Origin of the sequence: uncultured Draconibacterium sp. (assembly GCF_913060805.1) — a bacterium.
Classification (GTDB): Bacteria; Bacteroidota; Bacteroidia; order Bacteroidales; family Prolixibacteraceae; genus Draconibacterium.
The window spans coordinates 83,796-102,555 of the sequence record NZ_CAJXTC010000006.1 but is presented as its reverse complement, the minus strand read 5'-3'; the positions used below and the strand labels follow the sequence as shown (position 1 = coordinate 102,555).

Genomic DNA, 18,760 nt, shown 5'->3' with positions numbered 1-18,760 from the left:
TTTTATAGATTTTTAATTCGTATCACTGAAAAAGAATAAGCCGGCAGCGAATAATCGAATTTCTCCGACACGCTTATTTTAGTCTCCTCCGGTTTTGCGGTTTTAGAATCCGGTTTGCCTTTTAATACTGACAATACGGCTTCTGATCCGGAAACATCAAATCCGGAAAGATCGATGTCCGCATCAACTTCTGCAGGAAGCAGGTTCACCAGTTTTACGATAATATCGTTGGTTTTACTGTCTTTCACTACCGAAATCGCCACACGTTTTTTAACGGCTTCGCTGTTGTCCGAAAGTTTAACTTCGGATGGAATGTACGAATCGCCGGCGTTGTTTCCGTAAAGTTTTTGTACGTAATATCCCACCGTTGGGTGAACTTCTTCGTTATTGAAATAGATCAGATCAGGATTCCACTGTGTAAATCCTTCTTTAGCCAGCAGCGGCGCGTATGAAGTCATGGTAACCACATCGGCATTTCGTTCAACAGCGGTTAAATACAGAGCTTCTGAAAGCGCGGTTTCGATATTGTTCGGACGGCCAGGTAAATGCGCCGCGTATTCTCCAAGGTAAACTTTCGATTTGCTCCTGTCGTAACGATCATAATAATCCTGGTTGTGGATAAACCAACCCGGCGGCTGGTAGTAGTGCTCGTCCACCATCGGAACTTCGAGTTTTGTTGCCAGCTCCCATCCTTCAACATAGTCGGTGCCGGTGTAAAAAGGGCCAACAGTTCCGATCACGGTAATTTCAGGATATTTCTCGAGAACGGCGTCGTAGATCATGGTAAAACGTTCTTCAAAAACATCGGTGATCAGGTCTTCATTTCCAATGCCGATGTATTTCAGGTTGAACGGCTCCGGGTGTCCGGCCTCAGCACGTACTTTTCCCCATTCAGTGGTTTTATCGCCGTTTGCCCATTCAATCAAATCGAGCACTTCCTGAATGTAATCACCCATGTCGCACATCGGGATTCCGCCTTGTTGACCATGTCCGCCACACGACGAATTCTGACAAGGAACACCCGCCGCTAACACAGGTATCGGCTCCGCATCAATATCCTCGCAAAACTGAAAATATTCGAAATAGCCCAATCCTGCAGACTGATGGTAGTTCCAAATGTTTCGCTGCGGTACACGCGATTCAAGTGGTCCAACAGTATTATTCCAGTGATAGATATTTTCCAGTCCGTCGCCATGCGCAACACAACCTCCGGGGAAACGCACAAATCGTGGTTTCATATCGGCAATTGTTTGTGCTAAATCGGCACGCAAGCCATTTTTGCGATTTTTAAAAGTGTTTTCCGGGAAGAGAGAAATCATGTCTAAAGCCACTTTCCCCGCATCCTGGGGAATGACCTGCAATTTTGCTTTTGCAGTGGTTTTTGTTGCTGTTAATTGTGCTTCCAACTTTTTCCAATCACCGCCAAAAGCCTTCCTTCTCACCTCCGTCAGCACCTCGCCATTTTCATCAACCAGCGCCACACGCAAATTATTTTTTGCTCCGTCCAGCATTTTGGCAAAAACAGAGAAGTTGTATTTCTCGCCTTGCTTAATAGAAATTCCGTTGAAGCCATCGTTCACCAATGCAACGCCCGGTTTTTCAATATCGAGCACTGCAAAATGTTTGTTGTTGATATGAATCGGCGAAACCGAATCAATGGAAAAACTGGCTCCTTCACCTGATAAACTCCAGGCTTTTTTAGCATTCCATGTTGGATCGCTTCCTTTTCTGTCGGAAAGTTGGTATTCAAAACCACGGTTCTGAACCAACTCGGCATACAAACCACCATCGGCCGCGTAGTTAATATCTTCAAAAAATATCCCGATCAGCATATCGCTGATGGCTTTGCTTTTTTCAGGAAGAACCGAGATTTCTGCATCCACAGTTTTCAGGTCCTTAAACCGCTCGGCATCCAACGATGTATTATCCGCCCGTTGCTGCTCATGAAAACGGCTCCACTCATTCCATTTAATCAGGGCATCAATTTCATTCCATGCCAATTTATTGATCACTCCGGTTTGCTCTTCACCGTCAATACGAACGGTTTCGCGTAAATTCATCCGGTCCGCTTCACTAGCTACTTCCGGCTCGGAATAGATTTTAAAATCGTTTGTGGTGGTTTTGAAGATCTTTTCAGTACCGTTGATTTCGTTAATCCAGGTGATTGTATAAACTTTGTTTTGCTCGTCAAAAACAACTTCAATGTTGGCTACATTTCCGTCTTCAACAACTTCGGGGTACGACTGGCGTTTCCAATTATAAAGATCGGTTGAAGCGGCGTGTGCAAACTGTTGTACGTCTACGTTCAATGTCCACAGGCAATGCCACAAGCCATCTTTATCCTGAAACAAAAACGGATCGAACATTTTCTTTTGCCCACCCCAGGTTCCAAAATCACTTGCCAGAAACCGGAATTCCGGTCCGATGGCGTGCCAGTTTTCACGATCGACACTCCAGGCAAAATTCAGGCCGGCAGTGTTGTTATTTTTTCCGCAGGTATACGAAAATACGTAGGCCGAATCAGGCTCGTTAGCTTTTAAAGCCACTGATGACAATAGTAGGAAAAAAGTGAAAATATAGAGTTTCATAGGTTTGTTAAAATATTGGTTTACAAATTATTGAAGGTGCTAATTTAGTTATAAGCAAAAGAAAGCCATCCTGTTCCGATAGCTTTCTTTTGAGTTATTCTTGCCTTATCATTAAGGAATTTCGTTACTACTCAGTAAACGAACTTCAATCAGACGCATGCTGGCTTGATCGTTGGAAGCCTGCACCTTAAATACCAGTTCTTGTTTGGCTACTTCGCTTTCAGGTATCGGGATTACTTTTTCCAGAATAGCATTTTCATCTCCTCCATTCAGTTCCAAAGTACCTACAGATTTGTTATTCACCAAAATTTCTGCCGTGCGCGGATAACCTGAATCAAAATATTTCAGGTGTAAAAAACGACCTTTCTTATCCGGATTTTTCAGGTTATAGCTAAAGAAGTCGCTTGTTTCGCGATAGTGATAATCATTTGCGTACCCGATTCTTGATCGTTCAAACTTGACGAAGTGATCTGATTCGGGCTGCTGCTCACCTGATTCAACCTTATCAACAGTAATGGCATCTAAGGCAATTCGGGCTTTTTCTTCTTCCTCAACCTGGCGAATCATATCGTTCATCTCTTCTTTAGTTGCCTGCGACCAGTAAATGTTATATCGCGACTCGTGTATCCGGTAAAACGGTAAAAGTTCCAGTCCGCTCTCGTATTCTTCCGGGTATAAATTGTTTAGTTTAAATGCCAGCTTATCTCCGGATTCTTTTTCAAGCATCGATGGCAAATTATCAGCTGATGACACAACTACAGGGCGGTCTTTCAGCGGAATCATTTTACCGTGTGCAACGTGTCCCATACGACTTGCATCGGCGTACAATCCTTTCAAATCTTCGGTGCCGGTTTTTGCTGCCAGCACAATCGGGCCATATTCATAAGCATAATTATTACTACCATCTTCCAACTGTTCTACCGTAACTTTCATCGGTAAAACCAGCTCAACTTTATCGCCTTTTTCCCATTCGCGAGTAACAACGGCATAACCATTTTCCGACACCTGGTATTTTGCGTTTTTACCGTTCACCAATACCTTTAGCGCTCCTTCTTCTACCCACGATGGATAACGAAGGTGTAATTCAAAATTCGTTTTTTCGTTCGGATTGATGGTTAAAAAAACCTTGTCCTCATCAGGAAATTGCGATTCCAAAACAAGCTCTGTGTTTTTTGCTTCCCAGTTTAGTACTGAAGGAATGAACAGATTCACATAGAGCGACTTATCGGTGTGCGCATAGATCATCTCACCATATTTCCCCGGATTTTCGATACCGGACCCCACGCAACACCAAAAACTGGTTTGAGGTTGCGAATAAACCCTGTAATGGTTGGGACGCATGGGCGTAAAATAAACGAGGCCGCCGTTGTCGGGATTAAGCGACGCCAAAATATGATTGTAAAGTGTCCTCTCGTAATAGTCGATAAACTTGCTGTTGTTGCCGAAAGTGGGGTACAACATTTTGGTCAGTTTCAGCATATTGTACGAATTGCAGGTTTCAGGACCTTCAACCGACGAGATCATTTCCGAAAAATCATCTTTTGGGTGAAAGTGCTCGCGTACGCTGTTTCCACCAATTGCCACACTTCTGCCATTTACCACTTCATCCCAAAAAAACAGGGCCGCATCCGACCAGGCAGAGTCGCCGTCCAATTCGGCAATGCGCTGATAACCGATAACTTTTGGAATTTGCGTATTCGCATGTTTCCCATTCAACTCATCATGATGCTTGATTAAAGGATCAAGAATTACATGATGCGAGAACTTTTTAGCCAGCTCGAGGTATTTATCGTCGCCGGTAATTTCGGCTACGTCGGCAAAAGTCTCATTTAAACCGCCATGTTCGCTGTTTAGCATGGTCTGTATCTGCTCATCGTTTAACCCCGATACCAAATCCAGCATCCAGTCGGTCATATCGATCAGCATTTGTTTGGCCGTTTCGCTGTGGGCATACAACCACGCATCGCGCAACCCGGCGTAAGTTTTATGAATGTTATACAGCGGCACCCATTTGCCATTCAGACTGAAACCTCCGGCACGGATATTACCACTTTTAATCTCATCCCAAGCAGTTTGTCCACCCGGCACACCGCCAATGTAACCATTTCCGTTGGCATCCTGGCAGCGTTTCAACTCGGAGATCATGTAGTCGAGTCTTTCCTTCATCTCCGTATTGCCGGTTGAAGCGTACATCAACGACAGCGCTGTAAGGTAGTGCCCGCCAATGTGCCCGTCGAGGCCTGTGTTTTCCCAGTTCGGGTAACTTTCGGCCTTTGGTTCCAAACCGGCTTCCCGCAAAAACGGAGCTAATAAACGATCGGGATCAAGCGCCATCAGGTAGGCAATGTCCTGTTCCTGCGCGTTTTTAAATTCGCTGTCGAGTAATCTTACATCGCTGAGATCAAAATACTCAACCGGCGAATCATCTACTTCTTTTTTAACACATGAATTCAGGGCAAAAAATAACAATATGAATAACGCTGTATACTTCATCAAATTAGAAATTACTGTTGTAGTTTTAACAAGATACTTTCGTGTGCCAAAAGATTTTCATCAATGGATCCGGAGAACGTTCCAAGGTCTTCTCCTGTCCACATATTTATTGCAGAACATTCGCCATCAATACCCAATTCTGAAAGTTCAACACCCACATTCAACGGCTCTTCACCATCAGAAATATTGAATAGTGCCAGGTAAACATCTCCGGTATCTGGATTTTTTGAAGTGATTCCCACTTTGCTTTCATCCTGGAAAAGTTGTTTAACATCGGTGCTTTCGCGGTGCATTTTCAGCACTTCTTCGTTGGTTAACAACGACAGCGTGAATTCATCGTTACTTGGCAGGTCGCCGCCAAACATCAGTGGCGATTTAAAAATGGTAAACAAGGTCATTAACGAATATTGCTCATCAGGAGTCAAACGGGTCATGCGCTCTTCGCCACGTTCACCACGAATTGAGATACGTCCCAGCGGAATCATATCGCAATCGGGCCAGGTTCCGGGCGCAATGTGCGGATACCATTGTTCAGTTACTTTTATCAGGTGATCGAAATGCCACCACGAGTCCCAAACATCGTCGACCATACGCCACATGTTGGCATGTTCTTTTACGTGGTCGGCAGCTGTAATTGGAGTTGCACCGGGCGATGTACTTAAAACGATCGGGCGGCCACAATTATCGATGGCGTTGCGGATCAGTTCAATTTCTGCCTGATGGTATGGGCGCGACAAGTCGTCGATCTTGATAAAATCAACTCCCCAGCCTGCATACATATTCATAATCGAGTTGTAGTATTCCTGTGCGCCGGGTTTATCGGCAACAATGGTGTAATTATCTCGTAACCATGGGCATTGCAATTCGGTTGTGTAAATCTGATCGGCAGTAATTCCATCGGTTCCTAAAATCGGTAATTTGTTTTCAACCGCCACTTTTGGAATACCGCGCATAATGTGGATACCAAATTTTAATCCTTTGCCGTGTACATATTCGGCCAGTTCTTTAAAACCTTTACCATCGGCAGCCGACGGGAAACGATTTACGGCAGGTTGGTAACGTCCGTATTCGTCGATTACATAACGCGGATCGGTTTGGTTATAACCACCGGCTTTGTCGTTCTCAACAAACCAACGGATGTCAACCACAATGTATTCCCAACCGTAATCTTTCATTTTCTCGGCCATGTAGTCGGCATTGGCTTTTACCTCGTGTTCCTCAACAGTTGGCCCGTAGCAGTCCCAACTATTCCACCCCATTGGTGGCGTTTCGGCCCAGGTTTTAAACTCGCCTTTGGCAAACGGCTCCGCTTGTTTCTGATTATTACATGCAAAAAGTGCAAAAAGAATTGCGACAGAAAGTAGTTTTAAGTTTTTCATATTTTTTATTGAATTTATTTACAACACAAACGCCTAAAGCATAATAACAAAAGTAAAACAAACTCTTATTTTTTGAGAAGACATTTATGAGTATTATGTGGACAAATCGGTAAAAAACTTGCACATATTTGTTATCACGTAAATCTCATGAAAAATTATAGAAGCACTTTATAAATACAAGTATTATTGTTATAAATAGAGGTATTCTTTCCGCGATGGATTGATGATACTACTTCTGCTTTAACCTGATGTTCTGAAACAAAGGAAAACATGAGTTCGGCGAATCCTTCAGAGCAGTAACACAATATTGATGAGTCCACTCCTTTTTCCTGATTTACCATTGGGCAAACACAGTAATCCTTGTTTTCGTTGGCCAATACTACACCGGCATCTTTATCGTAATCAATCTTCCAGCCCCACTCTTTTTCCAAAAATGAGATGAATTTTTCGTTGTCGCCTTTGTACGGTTGCAGCACTTTTTCCATTTCTAAATGCTGAAAATGTACCTGGGCACAATTCTTCAAAATCTGTTGCGAAGCTTCGGTGTTATCGTCGATACTTTTTAAGAGAGTTGAAATCCACTGCTGCATGAGTAATTTCCCGGAATCGGGTTGCTCCTCTGCACGACTTTCATTCGCAAAAGCTAAAAATCCGCAAGCACAAGAACCTGCCAAACATGATTTCTTGATAAAACTCCTGCGACTATTGCTGGTATTATTGGCTTCCATCTCAATCAAATTTGAAGAAGGAGCCTGACCTCATCGCGAAGTCAGGCTCCCTTTATAAAGTTGAATTAACTGACTAATATCCCGGATTCTGGCTCAAATTGGTGTTTGATTCCAGTCTTCCGCGAGGAATTGGATACAAGGCACGGTACTCGCCATTTGGCGTGTGCGACAAATAAGACTTGGTTGTGTAAATTCCAAAACGAATCATATCCTGACGGCGGCGTCCTTCCTGGTTGAACTCCCAGCCCAACTCATCAAGGAAACGACCGTACTGAACATCTGCACCACCTTCTTCAGTAGTGTCGAATTCGTTACGCAAACCATAGTCGTAAACACTTCCTTCCATCAATTCAGCACCCGTAACTGTTGCCTTTGCTGCATCGTCGAAAGCACGTGCTCTAACTTCAGAAACAATTGCTGCTGCTTCATCAGCATCTCCTGTACGAAGTAAACATTCGGCTTTCATCATCAACACATCGGCGTAACGGAACAATGGATAATCGTTGTTCAGAATATTTGAAGAACCCAGTGCGATCTCAAATTTCTCGAAACGATAACCGTGGATTTCTTCCGAAGAATGTACGCCCGGCAGTTCGTTTACCAATGCCAGTGGCTCGCCAACCAGGCTACCCATTGTAACATACAGCGGATCGCCGGCAGCCGAATATTGTTGCCCCATCATAAAGTTATTGGTAAGGCGCTTATCTTCCGGATCGAAAGTGTCGATAAACTGCGGAATGGCACACATACCTCCCCACGGAGTCATTTGCAAATTGTATTTAGCCTGCATTGACGGCTGACAAGTTTGCATATGTATATCGAACGCGTTCCAGGCAGTTGTATACTGGTCGTCGATCGATAATCCGAAAATAATCTCTTTCGAGTTTTGATTCTCGGTAACAAACACACTTTTCTGGTTACCTTCCAGCTCGTAACCTGCGCCCGAGTTGATGATTGCATTACACTGCTCAATACATTCGTTCCACATTGGCGTGCCGGTGTAAACCTCAGCATTTAAATACATTTTTGCCAACAAAGTACGTGCTGCCCATTCGTTAAAACGGCCATAAGTAAGCGCGTTAAAATCGGACGACAGGTATTGAATGTTATCGGTAATTTCGGATACAATAAAGTTGAACACTTCGGCTCTTGAACTTTGCTCAGGCAAATAACCTTCTTCCACATCAAAACTGGTTACCAACGGAACATTTCCGTACAGGTCAATCAGGATATAATAGTAACTTGCACGAAGAACTTTTAATTCAGCAAGTACCTCATCTTTTGTTTCTTCGAGCGGCAAAAAGCCCGATTCTACCTGGTAAATTACACGGTTACAGTTGGCAATTCCCGAGAATGTTCTGTCCCATGTTACATACACATTATTGTCGTCGGTAGTCCAGTCGTGTTCGTGCATACGGCGGTAAATACCACCATCAACCCAACCGTTTGGGCGGCCCGGAATTACGATTTCGTCGGCGCCTACTTCCTGAGCTCGCCACAAACCATTCCACTCCAATAATATTTGTCTCCAGTTTCCGTATGCCGAGCCAACAATGGCTACAATATCTTCTTCTGTTGGTTCGAATTGTTCGGCAATAATTTCTCCGTAACTCGTGTCTTCCAACTCGGTACATGATGAAATCACCAAGGCCAGAATTAGAAATAATATGCCGAATTGATTGCTATATTTTATTTTTTTCATTTCTGATCAGTTTTAGAATTAAAAGTTAACGTTTACACCCAAAGTAAATGTCCGTGTTGTCGGATATTTATCGCGATAGTCGTTGCCCGGAGAAAGGCCGCTTCTGGATACTTCCGGATCGACACCTTTATAACCTGTGAAGGTGAAGGTGTTCAGAGAAGATACGTAAACGCGCGCTCCTTTAATGTATTCATTGTCGAGATCAAAAGTGTATCCCAATGTAATATTGTCAATCTTCCAGTAATCACCGTCTTCAATGTAGTACGAGTTGTATTCCAGGTCCATTTCATCGCTCAATACAGCTTTTCCGAATATTGGATCGTAAGCCGATTGTAAACGGTTGTACTGAATCGACATGGTATTTTCGAGGTACATGCGCTCGAAATTCAGAATCTGGTAACCAAATGCACCACGCATAGTAACACCCAGATCGAAATTTTTGTAACGGAAATTGTTGTTCCAGCCGGCATAGAATTTTGGCAAACCGTTTCCTAACACATGTTTGTCTTCGAAAGCACGCGAGAACTCATCAGAAGGAACTTCATTTCCTTCGGCGTCTTCGTAAATCCACTTTCCGTCTTCATCAACGTCAACCACTTTGAACCCGTAGAAATTACCGATCTTATCGCCAATATCAACACGGTGAGTAAAAGTCTGAATTGGTTCGCCGGTTCCTCCGGTAGTAAAATACTCCTGGGTTGCCTGGTACAAGTCGTTTGACAGGCTAACCAGTTTATTCGAGTTGGTAGAGAAATTAAAACTGCTTATCCACTCAAAATCTCTGGTGCGCACAGGCACTACATTTACCAATACTTCCAATCCTTTGTTTTCCATTTTACCAACATTGGCGCGTGTAGTTGTAACTAAGTTTGGAGGCACAGGAACAGTGTAATCGTACAACAATCCGTCGATGGTACGATTATACACATCGATACTACCGCTTACACGGCTGTCGGCCAAAACAAAATCAACACCGAGGTTGGTTTCCTTTTTCTCCTCCCAACGCAGGTATGGATTTGGGTTTCGGGTTGGAGCCAATGTTTGCATCCACTGTCCGTTTGAATAAACCGAACCGGAATAACCGATTGTAGCTACTCCAAGGAACAAGTTACTTGGCTGTGTTCCGGTTACACCATAACCGGCTCTGAATTTTAAGTCGTCAACAAAAGAAACATTCTCCATAAACGACTCTTCCGAAATACGCCAACCAACAGAAACAGATGGGAAAGTACCCCAAGGTTCTTCGGTTCCGTACAACTGGCTTGCTGCCTCGTGACGCAAACTTGCCATTAACAGGTAACGGTTTTTGTAGTTATAATTTAAACGTCCGAAGAAACCAATAAGGTTAGTTTTGGTTCTTCTGCTTCTGATACCCGACGAAGTTCCGCCTTCAAGAATTCCGGTACCCAACTGAATTTGATCGGCACCAAAAAGGTCGGTAGGGAAATCCTGGTTGGTCATCAACAAATCGTGCCAGTCGTTATCCTGATAACTGTAACCACCCAAAATGGTAAAACGGTGTTCGCCAATAATTTTAAGGTATTCGGCTGTTAATTCAACCAAACGGTCGATCGACTCAACCGATGAGTTTGAAGCATAACCATTCAATCCGTTACGAACGTTTGAAATATGATTTTTGGTTTCGTAGTAACTGCCGCGCGAATTGTATTTCGAGTAGCTAAATAATCCTTTCAAAGTAAGACCTTCGAATGGATTAATGATAACTGTTCCGTTCAGTCGCGACCACTGCGAACGATCCTCGCCGTTACTTTCTTTAATTCGGGCAACAGGGTTGTCGTAGTTGAAAGCTCCCGGATTTTCGTACCATGTTCCATCAGGATTTGTTATCGGCGCTGTTGGGTTGTAGATTTTTGCCTGACGATATGTGTAGTTGGTACTGGCCACATTGTCGTGATAAATATTACGCGATAGAATACCCAGGTTAAATTTGATCAGATCATCAAACATACTGTGGTTAATATCGGTACGGGCAGTAAAGGTTTTTTTACCTGTTTTCAGGAAAATACCTTCAGTGTCGTTGTAGTTAATGCTGGCCAAATAATTTGTTTTATTATTTCCGCCACGGAATGTTAAGTTGTGAACTTGCGAAAATGGTGTCTGAGTTATCTCGTCGATCCAGTCGGTGTTTGCGCCAAGATCGTCGCTGGCATCGCGAATACCGGCTGCAATTTGCTGACGGTAATCAGCAGCGGTAAGCATTTCGGCTTTTTGCGCAATTTGCTGTGTAGAAATATATGCGGTGTATTCAACATTTCCTTCGTAATCGCCACTGGCACGTTTTGTTGTAATAAGGATTACACCGTTTGTACCACGGGTACCGTAAATTGCTGCTGCCGAACCATCTTTTAATACGTCGATTGATTCGATATCTTCAGGAGCTACAGCGTTAAAATCGCCCGGCACGCCATCGATTAATACCAGCGGGCTGCTGCTGGTTCCGAACAGCGTAGTGTTACCCCTTAAAGTAATTGATGTTCCGGCAAGCGGGTCGCCACTGCTTGATGTAATGGTTAAACCGGCAACTTTTCCCTGGATCAACTGACCAACATCTTTTACGCTACCTTTTACAAAGTCTTCCGATTTAACTGAAGATACCGCACTGGTTACATCGGCCTTTTTTACGGTTCCGTAACCAATCGCAACTACCTCTTCAATTCCAATGGCATCAACCACAAGAGTTACATCGATGTTGCTTTGGCCGGCAACTGCAATTTCCTGCGAGCGCATTCCAACAAACGAATACTGCAAAACAGCATCTTCGGCAGCTACCTCCAGGCTGTACTCACCGTTTACATCGGTAACGGTTCCCTGCGCAGTTCCTTTAATAACAACGGTTACACCGGGCAGCGGCTCTCCAAATTCGTCGACCACTTTACCAGTAACCCGGTTTTGCTGGTCTGCATCATCATCCACTCCGAAAGACGATTTTCCATCCTTGCGAACAATTACATACCGATCCACTACTTCATAGATCATATCGGTTTCTGCAAGTACATCGTCCAGAATTTCATTAATTGTAGCATTCTCTTTCGATACTGATACTTCGTTAAATGCTAAAAGATCTTCTTTTTGATAAAAGAAGTAGAACTCACTCTTTTCTTCGATTTGACGGAACAGCTCGATAATGTTGTTGTTTTCTAACGAAACATCAAGCTTGGTGTTTTGCGAATACGTTGAGGCACTGACTGTAATCAATCCAATCAACAGAAAGGAAAACGTAAGTTTCATTTTCAATAAAATTTGGTTCCACGACCGGTTACTACCAATCGCTTTAATTAGTTTTTTCATACATTTACATGGTTTAAATTATTACTGAGATATTTAAATCGATTTGCGGTAGAGATGTGGCAGCATCTTTACCGTTTTTAGTTCATACGCGTTTTTACATAGGCACTATTTTTTAGAAATGGTTACTTTGTCTTTAGCACCCGACACATGCCTGAATTCAATTTCAACCGGCAATAAAAGTTCGAATGCTGTTATAATCTGGCTAAATGGTTTATCCTTAAGTATTGTTCCCGAAAAATTTAATTCTTCTACCTCTTTGTCTTCCAGCGTTATATCCACATTGTACCACCGTTCCAACCGCTCGCATATTTCCGAGAGTTTTTCGTCGTGGAATACAATTTTTCCTTCGGTCCACGACACATAAAAACCGGTATCTACGGTTCTCAGTTTTGCTTTCAGCGACTCATCGTCGATAGTAAGCTGCTGCGATGGTTCCAGATGTGCGATGTTATTTCCATTCAGATTATTTACGTTAACACTCCCCTCAACCAGCGTAATTTCGCTGTTACTATCGTGTTTGTACGAGATAACATTAAACTGGGTTCCCAAAACCTCTACGAATGAGTGCTTTAACTTTACGCGGAACGGAACATCGGATTTTTCCACGTCAAAAAAAGCTTCTCCATCGAGGGTAACATTTCGGCTATTTCGGCCAAACGCATTGCTGTATTTCAGTGTAGTTCCCGAGTTCAGCCAAACATGCGTACCATCGCACAAGGTAACTTCCGACATTTGCCCCAGCGGCACTTTTACTTCTGCAAACCGCTCTTCGTAGCTTTTCTGGCTCCACATTTGAACCGCCAAACCTCCCAACAACAAGGCAACTACAAAAACAGCGGCATAGCCCGAAACTTTTCGGAACAACTGTATGGTTTTGTTTTGCAAATGGGTTGTAATATGGGTCCATGAGTTTTGCTGCGAAACAAGCGAAAGCTTTTGAGTGGCTTTTACATCTTCTCTTAAATGCGCTATTTCGGTGTATATTTTGGCATATTTTTCATCCGATAGATACGAACTCAGCTCACTTAATTCATCGGCGTTTGCTTCGTTGTGAATCTTTAGCGTTGCCAGCTCCCAAAATCTATCTTTGTTGTGTTCTATCATCTAACTTTTTTTAAAGAGCAACAGTTGTTTTTGCTGCTGCTCTTATAAATCCTACCTAACCAAACTAATCTATAAAAAACGTATTCGCAATAGTATGACGAAGAAAAGTTGGTGAAAGGGTGACAGGAAAAGTGAATATTTTAAATTTTCTTCAGGAAACAGAAAAAGAAGAAGTCGACGGGATCCAGCGATTCTTTTAAAAACCCGTAGGCACGAACCATCTGCGTTTTTACCGTATTTTTTGTGATACCGAGCTTTTCGGCAATTTCCTGGTAAGTGCACGATTCAAAAATGGCGAGTTCTAAAATTTGCCGGCGTTTTTCGGGCAATCGCGAAATGGCAGTGTATAATTTTGCATAGCGCTGTTCGTTGTTCACTTCCGCCTCGTCGGGAATATCCGGAATCTGATCAAAAGAAATGGTGTTATCGTGTTTTGCCCGGTGATAATCGATAATGGCATTTCGCAGAATTTGATACAGATACGATTCAAGCGAAGATTTTATTTCAATGCGCTTTCTGTTTTTCCAGATCTTCAAAAAACAATCCGAAACGATGTGCTCAACCTGTTGGTGATCGTTGATTGATTTAAACGCAAACAAACACATCGGATGAAAATACCGTTTGTGCAAATCGTGCAATGCGTTTACATCGCCGCTCTGAATATCTTTCCACAACTTTAGTCGATCCACGTAGAATAGTTTGATTGAAACAAAAATAACATTGTTTAATCCGAAAATCCAAATTATTTATTCAACGCTGTTCTGCAAAATCGTTTTGAATGATTACCAGAACTACATATCTTGCCCAATCCTATTTAAATACATAGTTTTGTAGCGATACATGTAGCAGGGCTTATGCAAACCGTTTTAAAATATGGTATTCTTCTAATCCTCCTTTTTCAGATAGGACTGAATAGCCATGCGCAATCGGGGGTAATACTCGAACAGCCCCGCCTGAATTATCTCACCACCAACGAAGGACTGCCACAAAACACCATCGACTGTATTTTAAAAGACAGCAAAGGATTTATGTGGTTTGGCACCTGGAACGGGCTGTGCCGTTTTGATGGGTATACTTTTCAGATCTTTCAGAGCCAGCAGGAGGAATGGCTTCCCGGAAACTTTATACAAACACTTTGCGAAGACCAAAACGGAAACCTTTGGGTGGGTACCAATAAAGGATTGGCCTTTTTCGACTACTCGCTGATGAAGTTTACCGAAATACGGCTTTTAACTGAAAAACTTGGTGGCATTTCCATTACCCACATTATAAACGACAAAAACAATACACTTTGGGCGGCAACAGCCGGCAGCGGCATCTGGAAAATTGAAAACGAAGGACAGACCGCATCATCGGTTGAGTCGGTTTTTGAAAACCAGCTTACCGATAAAAATGTAAATAACTTATGCCTGTTGCCCGACAATTATTTACTGGCCGGCACCAACAACGGTTTATCGGTTATTAACTTATCGGGTGGAAAACTCAAACCGCTTTGGGAACGACTTTATGAAGACATCAGCAATATTGGCGGGTTAAACATACTTACCATTCTTGCCGACCGAAGAGGCGATATTTGGCTGGGCACCATCGATGTTGGTTTGTACCATTACAGCACCAGCACGCTCGATCTTACTTACTACGGCGCCGATAACAACAATCCAAACGACCTGAATCACCTGTCGGTTTACGATATTATTGAAGACCGCAACGGAATAATAATGGTTGGCACACTGGGAGGATTGAATTTTTATAATCCGGCCACTCAGCGTTTTACAAGCCTGCCAACAAGTAGCGAGGAACGCGAATACCTGAACAATCCTTTTATCAATTCGCTGTATGCCGACAAACTGGGCAACATTTGGATCGGTACCGAAAAAGGAGGTATTAACCATTACAACACCTACCAAAAGCCATTTAATGCGCTTACTCACGAAGCTTCCAATCCGAATTCTATAAGCCACAACACCATTAACTCGGTTTTTACCGAAAACGATGTTTTGTGGGTGGGAACAGCCGGTGGCGGAGTAAACCGCATTAGCAACAACGGGCGGAAAACGATCCATTTCGAGCAATCGGACGATAACCCGCAAAGTATAAACAGCAACTTTGTAACCTCGTTTATCCGCGACCACCAAAACCACCTGCTTGTTGGTACCTGGGGAGGCGGATTGAACAAGTTGCTCTCGGAGCGGCAAAATCGTTTCGAAGTTTCGGTAAACGTACCCGGCGACAACAAAAGTTTGTGCAGCAGTTTTATTTCAAGTCTCGAGTACCTCGATAACGAACACATATTAATTGGAACCCGCGGCGGACTTGACATTTACGATCCTGAAGAAAATATTTTCCTGCATGTTCACGAAAAAATGAACATCGATGAGCCACTCGAAATTGGATGTCTTTTAACCGACAGCCAAAACAGAGTTTGGGTAGGAACCGAAAATGGTTTGTACCGGTTTAAGCGCTCCGAACTTTTGGCGCTTAACGAAAATACCGAAGAAATCGGTTTCGAAAAATACTTAACTGATCCAACCGATTCAGCTTCGTTGGCCGGTAATTATGTCACCTCATTTTTTGAAGCCCACGACGGAACCATCTGGATTGGCACCTACGGAAACGGCATCTGTAAATACACCGAAAACGGGAGTGGTGGCGGTTTTATTAGTTACAATCAACAAAACGGATTGTGTAACAACGTTGCCTATGGCATTGAGGAAGATTCTGAAGGGAATCTGTGGATTTCAACCGATAACGGCTTGTCGAGATTTGATCCGATTGAGGAAAACTTCCAAAACTACTACTCGAGCGATGGATTATTGAGCGATCAGTTTTACTGGTCGGCCTCCTGCTCCGACGATCGTGGCAATTTATATTTTGGTGGCGTTGATGGATTGAACTATTTCAACCCGGCCGAATTTGAATCGTACCCGAATATTCCGCAGCCGGTATTTACACAGTTTTCGGTGTTTAGCGAGCCGGTTGTTATTGGCGAGAAATACCATTCGAAGGTAATTTTAGATGCGCCAATAAGCGAAACCAACAAGATCGAACTCTCCTACAAAGATGCTGTTTTCTCCATCGAGTTTTCGGCGCTCGACTATTTTCAGCCGGGCAAAATAGAATACGCTTATCAAATGGAGGGCGTAGATCAGGACTGGGTTGAAGTTTCGTCGAACCGCCGTTTTGCCAACTATACCAACCTCTCCGGCGGGCAGTATGTTTTTAAGGTAAAAGCGGCCAACAGCGATGGAATCTGGTCGGAGAATTACACCGCACTCACCATAACCATTGTTCCTCCGTTTTGGGAAACTGCCTGGTTTCAGATGCTGGCGATAATGTTTATCATCACCATGGTTTTAATCTACATTCGCTACCGTACGCAATTCCTGAAAGAGCAAAAACGCAAGCTGGAAGTGCAGGTGCGCGAACGTACTTTTAAAATCGAGGAGCAAAAAGAAGAGCTGGAGAAACAAAACCAGCAAATTGCCAAACAACGCGACGAAGTAATTGAGCTGAACGAAAAAGTAAAGCTGGTAAACCAGTTGCGTCTGCGGTTTTTTACCAATATTTCGCACGAATTCCGCACACCGTTAACGCTTATTATCGACCCGCTTGAGCAGTTAATGAAAAACATGAAAGCCGACGCCAACACGCAAAATACGCTGAACATTATTAACCGCAACGCACAGCGTTTGCTGCACCTTATTAACCAGTTGCTGTACTTCCGCCGCATTGAAACCGGAAAACTAAAACTGAATGTGAGCAAAGGCAACCTGCAGGAATTTTTACACGGTATTTTCGAGTCGTTTAAAGACCTGGCCGAGCACCAGAAAATTAACTACCACTTTGTTGAAACCGACATAGAAGAAGAAACCTGGTTTGATGCCGAGAAAGTAGAGAACGTATTTTACAACCTGCTTTCCAACGCCTTTAAAAACACGCCGGCTTCGGGTTCAATCACCTTAAAAGTGGAGAAGATTACAAAAGACCGGAAAGATGGTATTGATGCTCCGTTTGTGGCCATCAGTGTTATCGATACCGGACGCGGAATCTCCGAAGAACATATGCCGCACATTTTTAACCGATTTTATAAAGATGTTGAATCGGGAAAACAAACCGATTTTACCAGCTCGGGAATTGGGTTGGCGCTTACCTACGAAATTGTGCAAGCACTAAATGGCGAAATTAAAGTGGAAAGCGAACCCCGGAAAGGCAGTACGTTTACCGTTTACATGCCTTATTCGAAAGACCGTTTTGAAAGCGACCAGATTAACGAAACCAGCGTGCCAACCGAAATCAACCTCGAAGGCCGGGTGAATGTATTAAGTGAGCATATTGTGGCGCGTAACACCAACTACGAACTGGACGAAGTTACACCGAGCAACAAAACAAAACCTACCATATTAATTGTGGAGGACAATTTCGATTTACGCAGTTTCTTGCTGCAAACGCTGCGATCGGACTACCGGGTTTTGGGTGCCGAAAACGGAAAAATTGGCTTGGAAATGGCCAAAAAATATTCGCCCGAATTAATTATCAGCGATGTAATGATGCCGGTTATGGACGGCATTGAATTGTGCAGCCGACTGAAAAAGAACATTCAAACCAGCCACATCCCGATTATTCTGCTAACGGCAAAAAATATGGTGGAAAGCTGGATTGAAGGATTGGAAACCGGTGCCGACGACTACATTCCAAAACCGTTCAACCTGCAGATTCTTGAGATAAAAATGCGCAACATTATCGAGTCGCGCCGAAAAATTAAAAATAGTTTTAGCAGCCCTGAACCGGTGGCTCCCGATAAGTTTTCGTCGAACAAATTAGACGAGGAGTTCATAACAAAAGCCTACCAGGTTTTGGAGAAAAATTATGCCGAACCCAACTTTTCGGTGGAACAATTTGCGCGCGAAATGTTTGTAAGCCGAAGCTTATTGTACAAAAAAATAAAGGCATTAACCGACCTCAACATTACCGATTTTATTAACTCCTACAAACTGAAAAAATCGGTTGAACTGATTAAAACAACCGATCAATCGATTTCTGAAATTGCCTTTAAAACCGGCTTTAACGACCCAAAATACTTCAGTCGCATCTTCAAAAAGTTCTACGGAATAAGCCCAAGCGACTACACTAAAAAGGCCTGAACACCAGCCAAAAGCACCGAAAACACACGCTAAAAACAGATTTCCACAATCGTCCACTAAGCATATTAAATTGTCCACCCGGCTCCCACGGGTCTTACGTAGTTTTACAAACAGAAATTACGTGTAAACCAATTTAATTAATTATGAAAAAGAACTTAACTTATCTAATTGTGCGCCTGTCTCTGTTTTCTTCAGACACAAGTTTTGCACAACGCACCTTAACCGGTGCCGTATTCCGCAACCGGAGCAATTCACTTCCCGGATTTAGCAAAGTTGAAAAAAGTACACTACACGGAACATAAACTGCAAAGTGTGC

Annotated in this window: 10 protein-coding genes; 2 read left to right on the top strand and 8 right to left on the bottom strand. The window is 43.2% G+C overall.

Features of this window, described 5'->3' with window-relative positions:
- Positions 1–2: 2 nt before the first annotated feature.
- The 8 genes from QZ576_RS05280 to QZ576_RS05245 all read right to left on the bottom strand — a co-directional run bounded on the left by QZ576_RS05280 (position 3) and on the right by QZ576_RS05245 (position 13,992).
- Positions 3–2,588 (bottom strand): alpha-L-arabinofuranosidase C-terminal domain-containing protein, encoded by a 2,586-nt coding sequence (locus QZ576_RS05280; RefSeq protein WP_297094809.1) that lies wholly within the window; start codon positions 2,586–2,588, stop codon positions 3–5.
- A 111-nt stretch (positions 2,589–2,699) separates the two neighbouring features.
- Positions 2,700–5,081: a glycoside hydrolase family 127 protein gene (locus QZ576_RS05275; RefSeq protein WP_297094808.1), complete on the bottom strand. Its 2,382-nt coding sequence runs from the start codon at positions 5,079–5,081 to the stop codon at positions 2,700–2,702.
- An 11-nt stretch (positions 5,082–5,092) separates the two neighbouring features.
- Positions 5,093–6,460 carry a glycoside hydrolase family 27 protein gene (locus QZ576_RS05270; protein WP_297094807.1) on the bottom strand — a complete coding sequence of 456 codons (1,368 nt, stop codon included), beginning with the start codon at positions 6,458–6,460 and terminating at the stop codon, positions 5,093–5,095.
- Between the two features lie 155 nt (positions 6,461–6,615).
- On the bottom strand, positions 6,616–7,188 hold the full coding sequence (locus QZ576_RS05265; protein ID WP_297094806.1) for a twin-arginine translocation signal domain-containing protein: 573 nt from the start codon (positions 7,186–7,188) through the stop codon (positions 6,616–6,618).
- A gap of 73 nt (positions 7,189–7,261) precedes the next feature.
- Positions 7,262–8,890: a RagB/SusD family nutrient uptake outer membrane protein gene (locus tag QZ576_RS05260; protein ID WP_297094805.1), complete on the bottom strand. Its 1,629-nt coding sequence runs from the start codon at positions 8,888–8,890 to the stop codon at positions 7,262–7,264.
- A gap of 18 nt (positions 8,891–8,908) precedes the next feature.
- On the bottom strand, positions 8,909–12,199 hold the full coding sequence (locus QZ576_RS05255) for a TonB-dependent receptor (protein WP_297094804.1): 3,291 nt from the start codon (positions 12,197–12,199) through the stop codon (positions 8,909–8,911).
- Positions 12,200–12,304: 105 nt separating this feature from the next.
- On the bottom strand, positions 12,305–13,303 hold the full coding sequence (locus QZ576_RS05250) for a FecR family protein (protein ID WP_297094803.1): 999 nt from the start codon (positions 13,301–13,303) through the stop codon (positions 12,305–12,307).
- Positions 13,304–13,443: 140 nt separating this feature from the next.
- Positions 13,444–13,992, bottom strand: a complete 549-nt coding sequence (locus tag QZ576_RS05245; RefSeq protein WP_297094802.1) for a sigma-70 family RNA polymerase sigma factor — start codon at positions 13,990–13,992, stop codon at positions 13,444–13,446.
- A 165-nt stretch (positions 13,993–14,157) separates the two neighbouring features.
- Between QZ576_RS05245 and QZ576_RS05240 the strand changes: the two genes are divergently transcribed.
- Both QZ576_RS05240 and QZ576_RS05235 read left to right on the top strand, forming a co-directional pair.
- Positions 14,158–18,444, top strand: coding sequence for a two-component regulator propeller domain-containing protein (locus tag QZ576_RS05240; protein ID WP_297094801.1), 4,287 nt, complete (start codon positions 14,158–14,160; stop codon positions 18,442–18,444).
- Positions 18,445–18,587: 143 nt separating this feature from the next.
- Positions 18,588–18,746 carry a hypothetical protein gene (locus QZ576_RS05235; protein WP_297094800.1) on the top strand — a complete coding sequence of 53 codons (159 nt, stop codon included), beginning with the start codon at positions 18,588–18,590 and terminating at the stop codon, positions 18,744–18,746.
- The last annotated feature ends 14 nt before the right edge of the window (positions 18,747–18,760 follow it).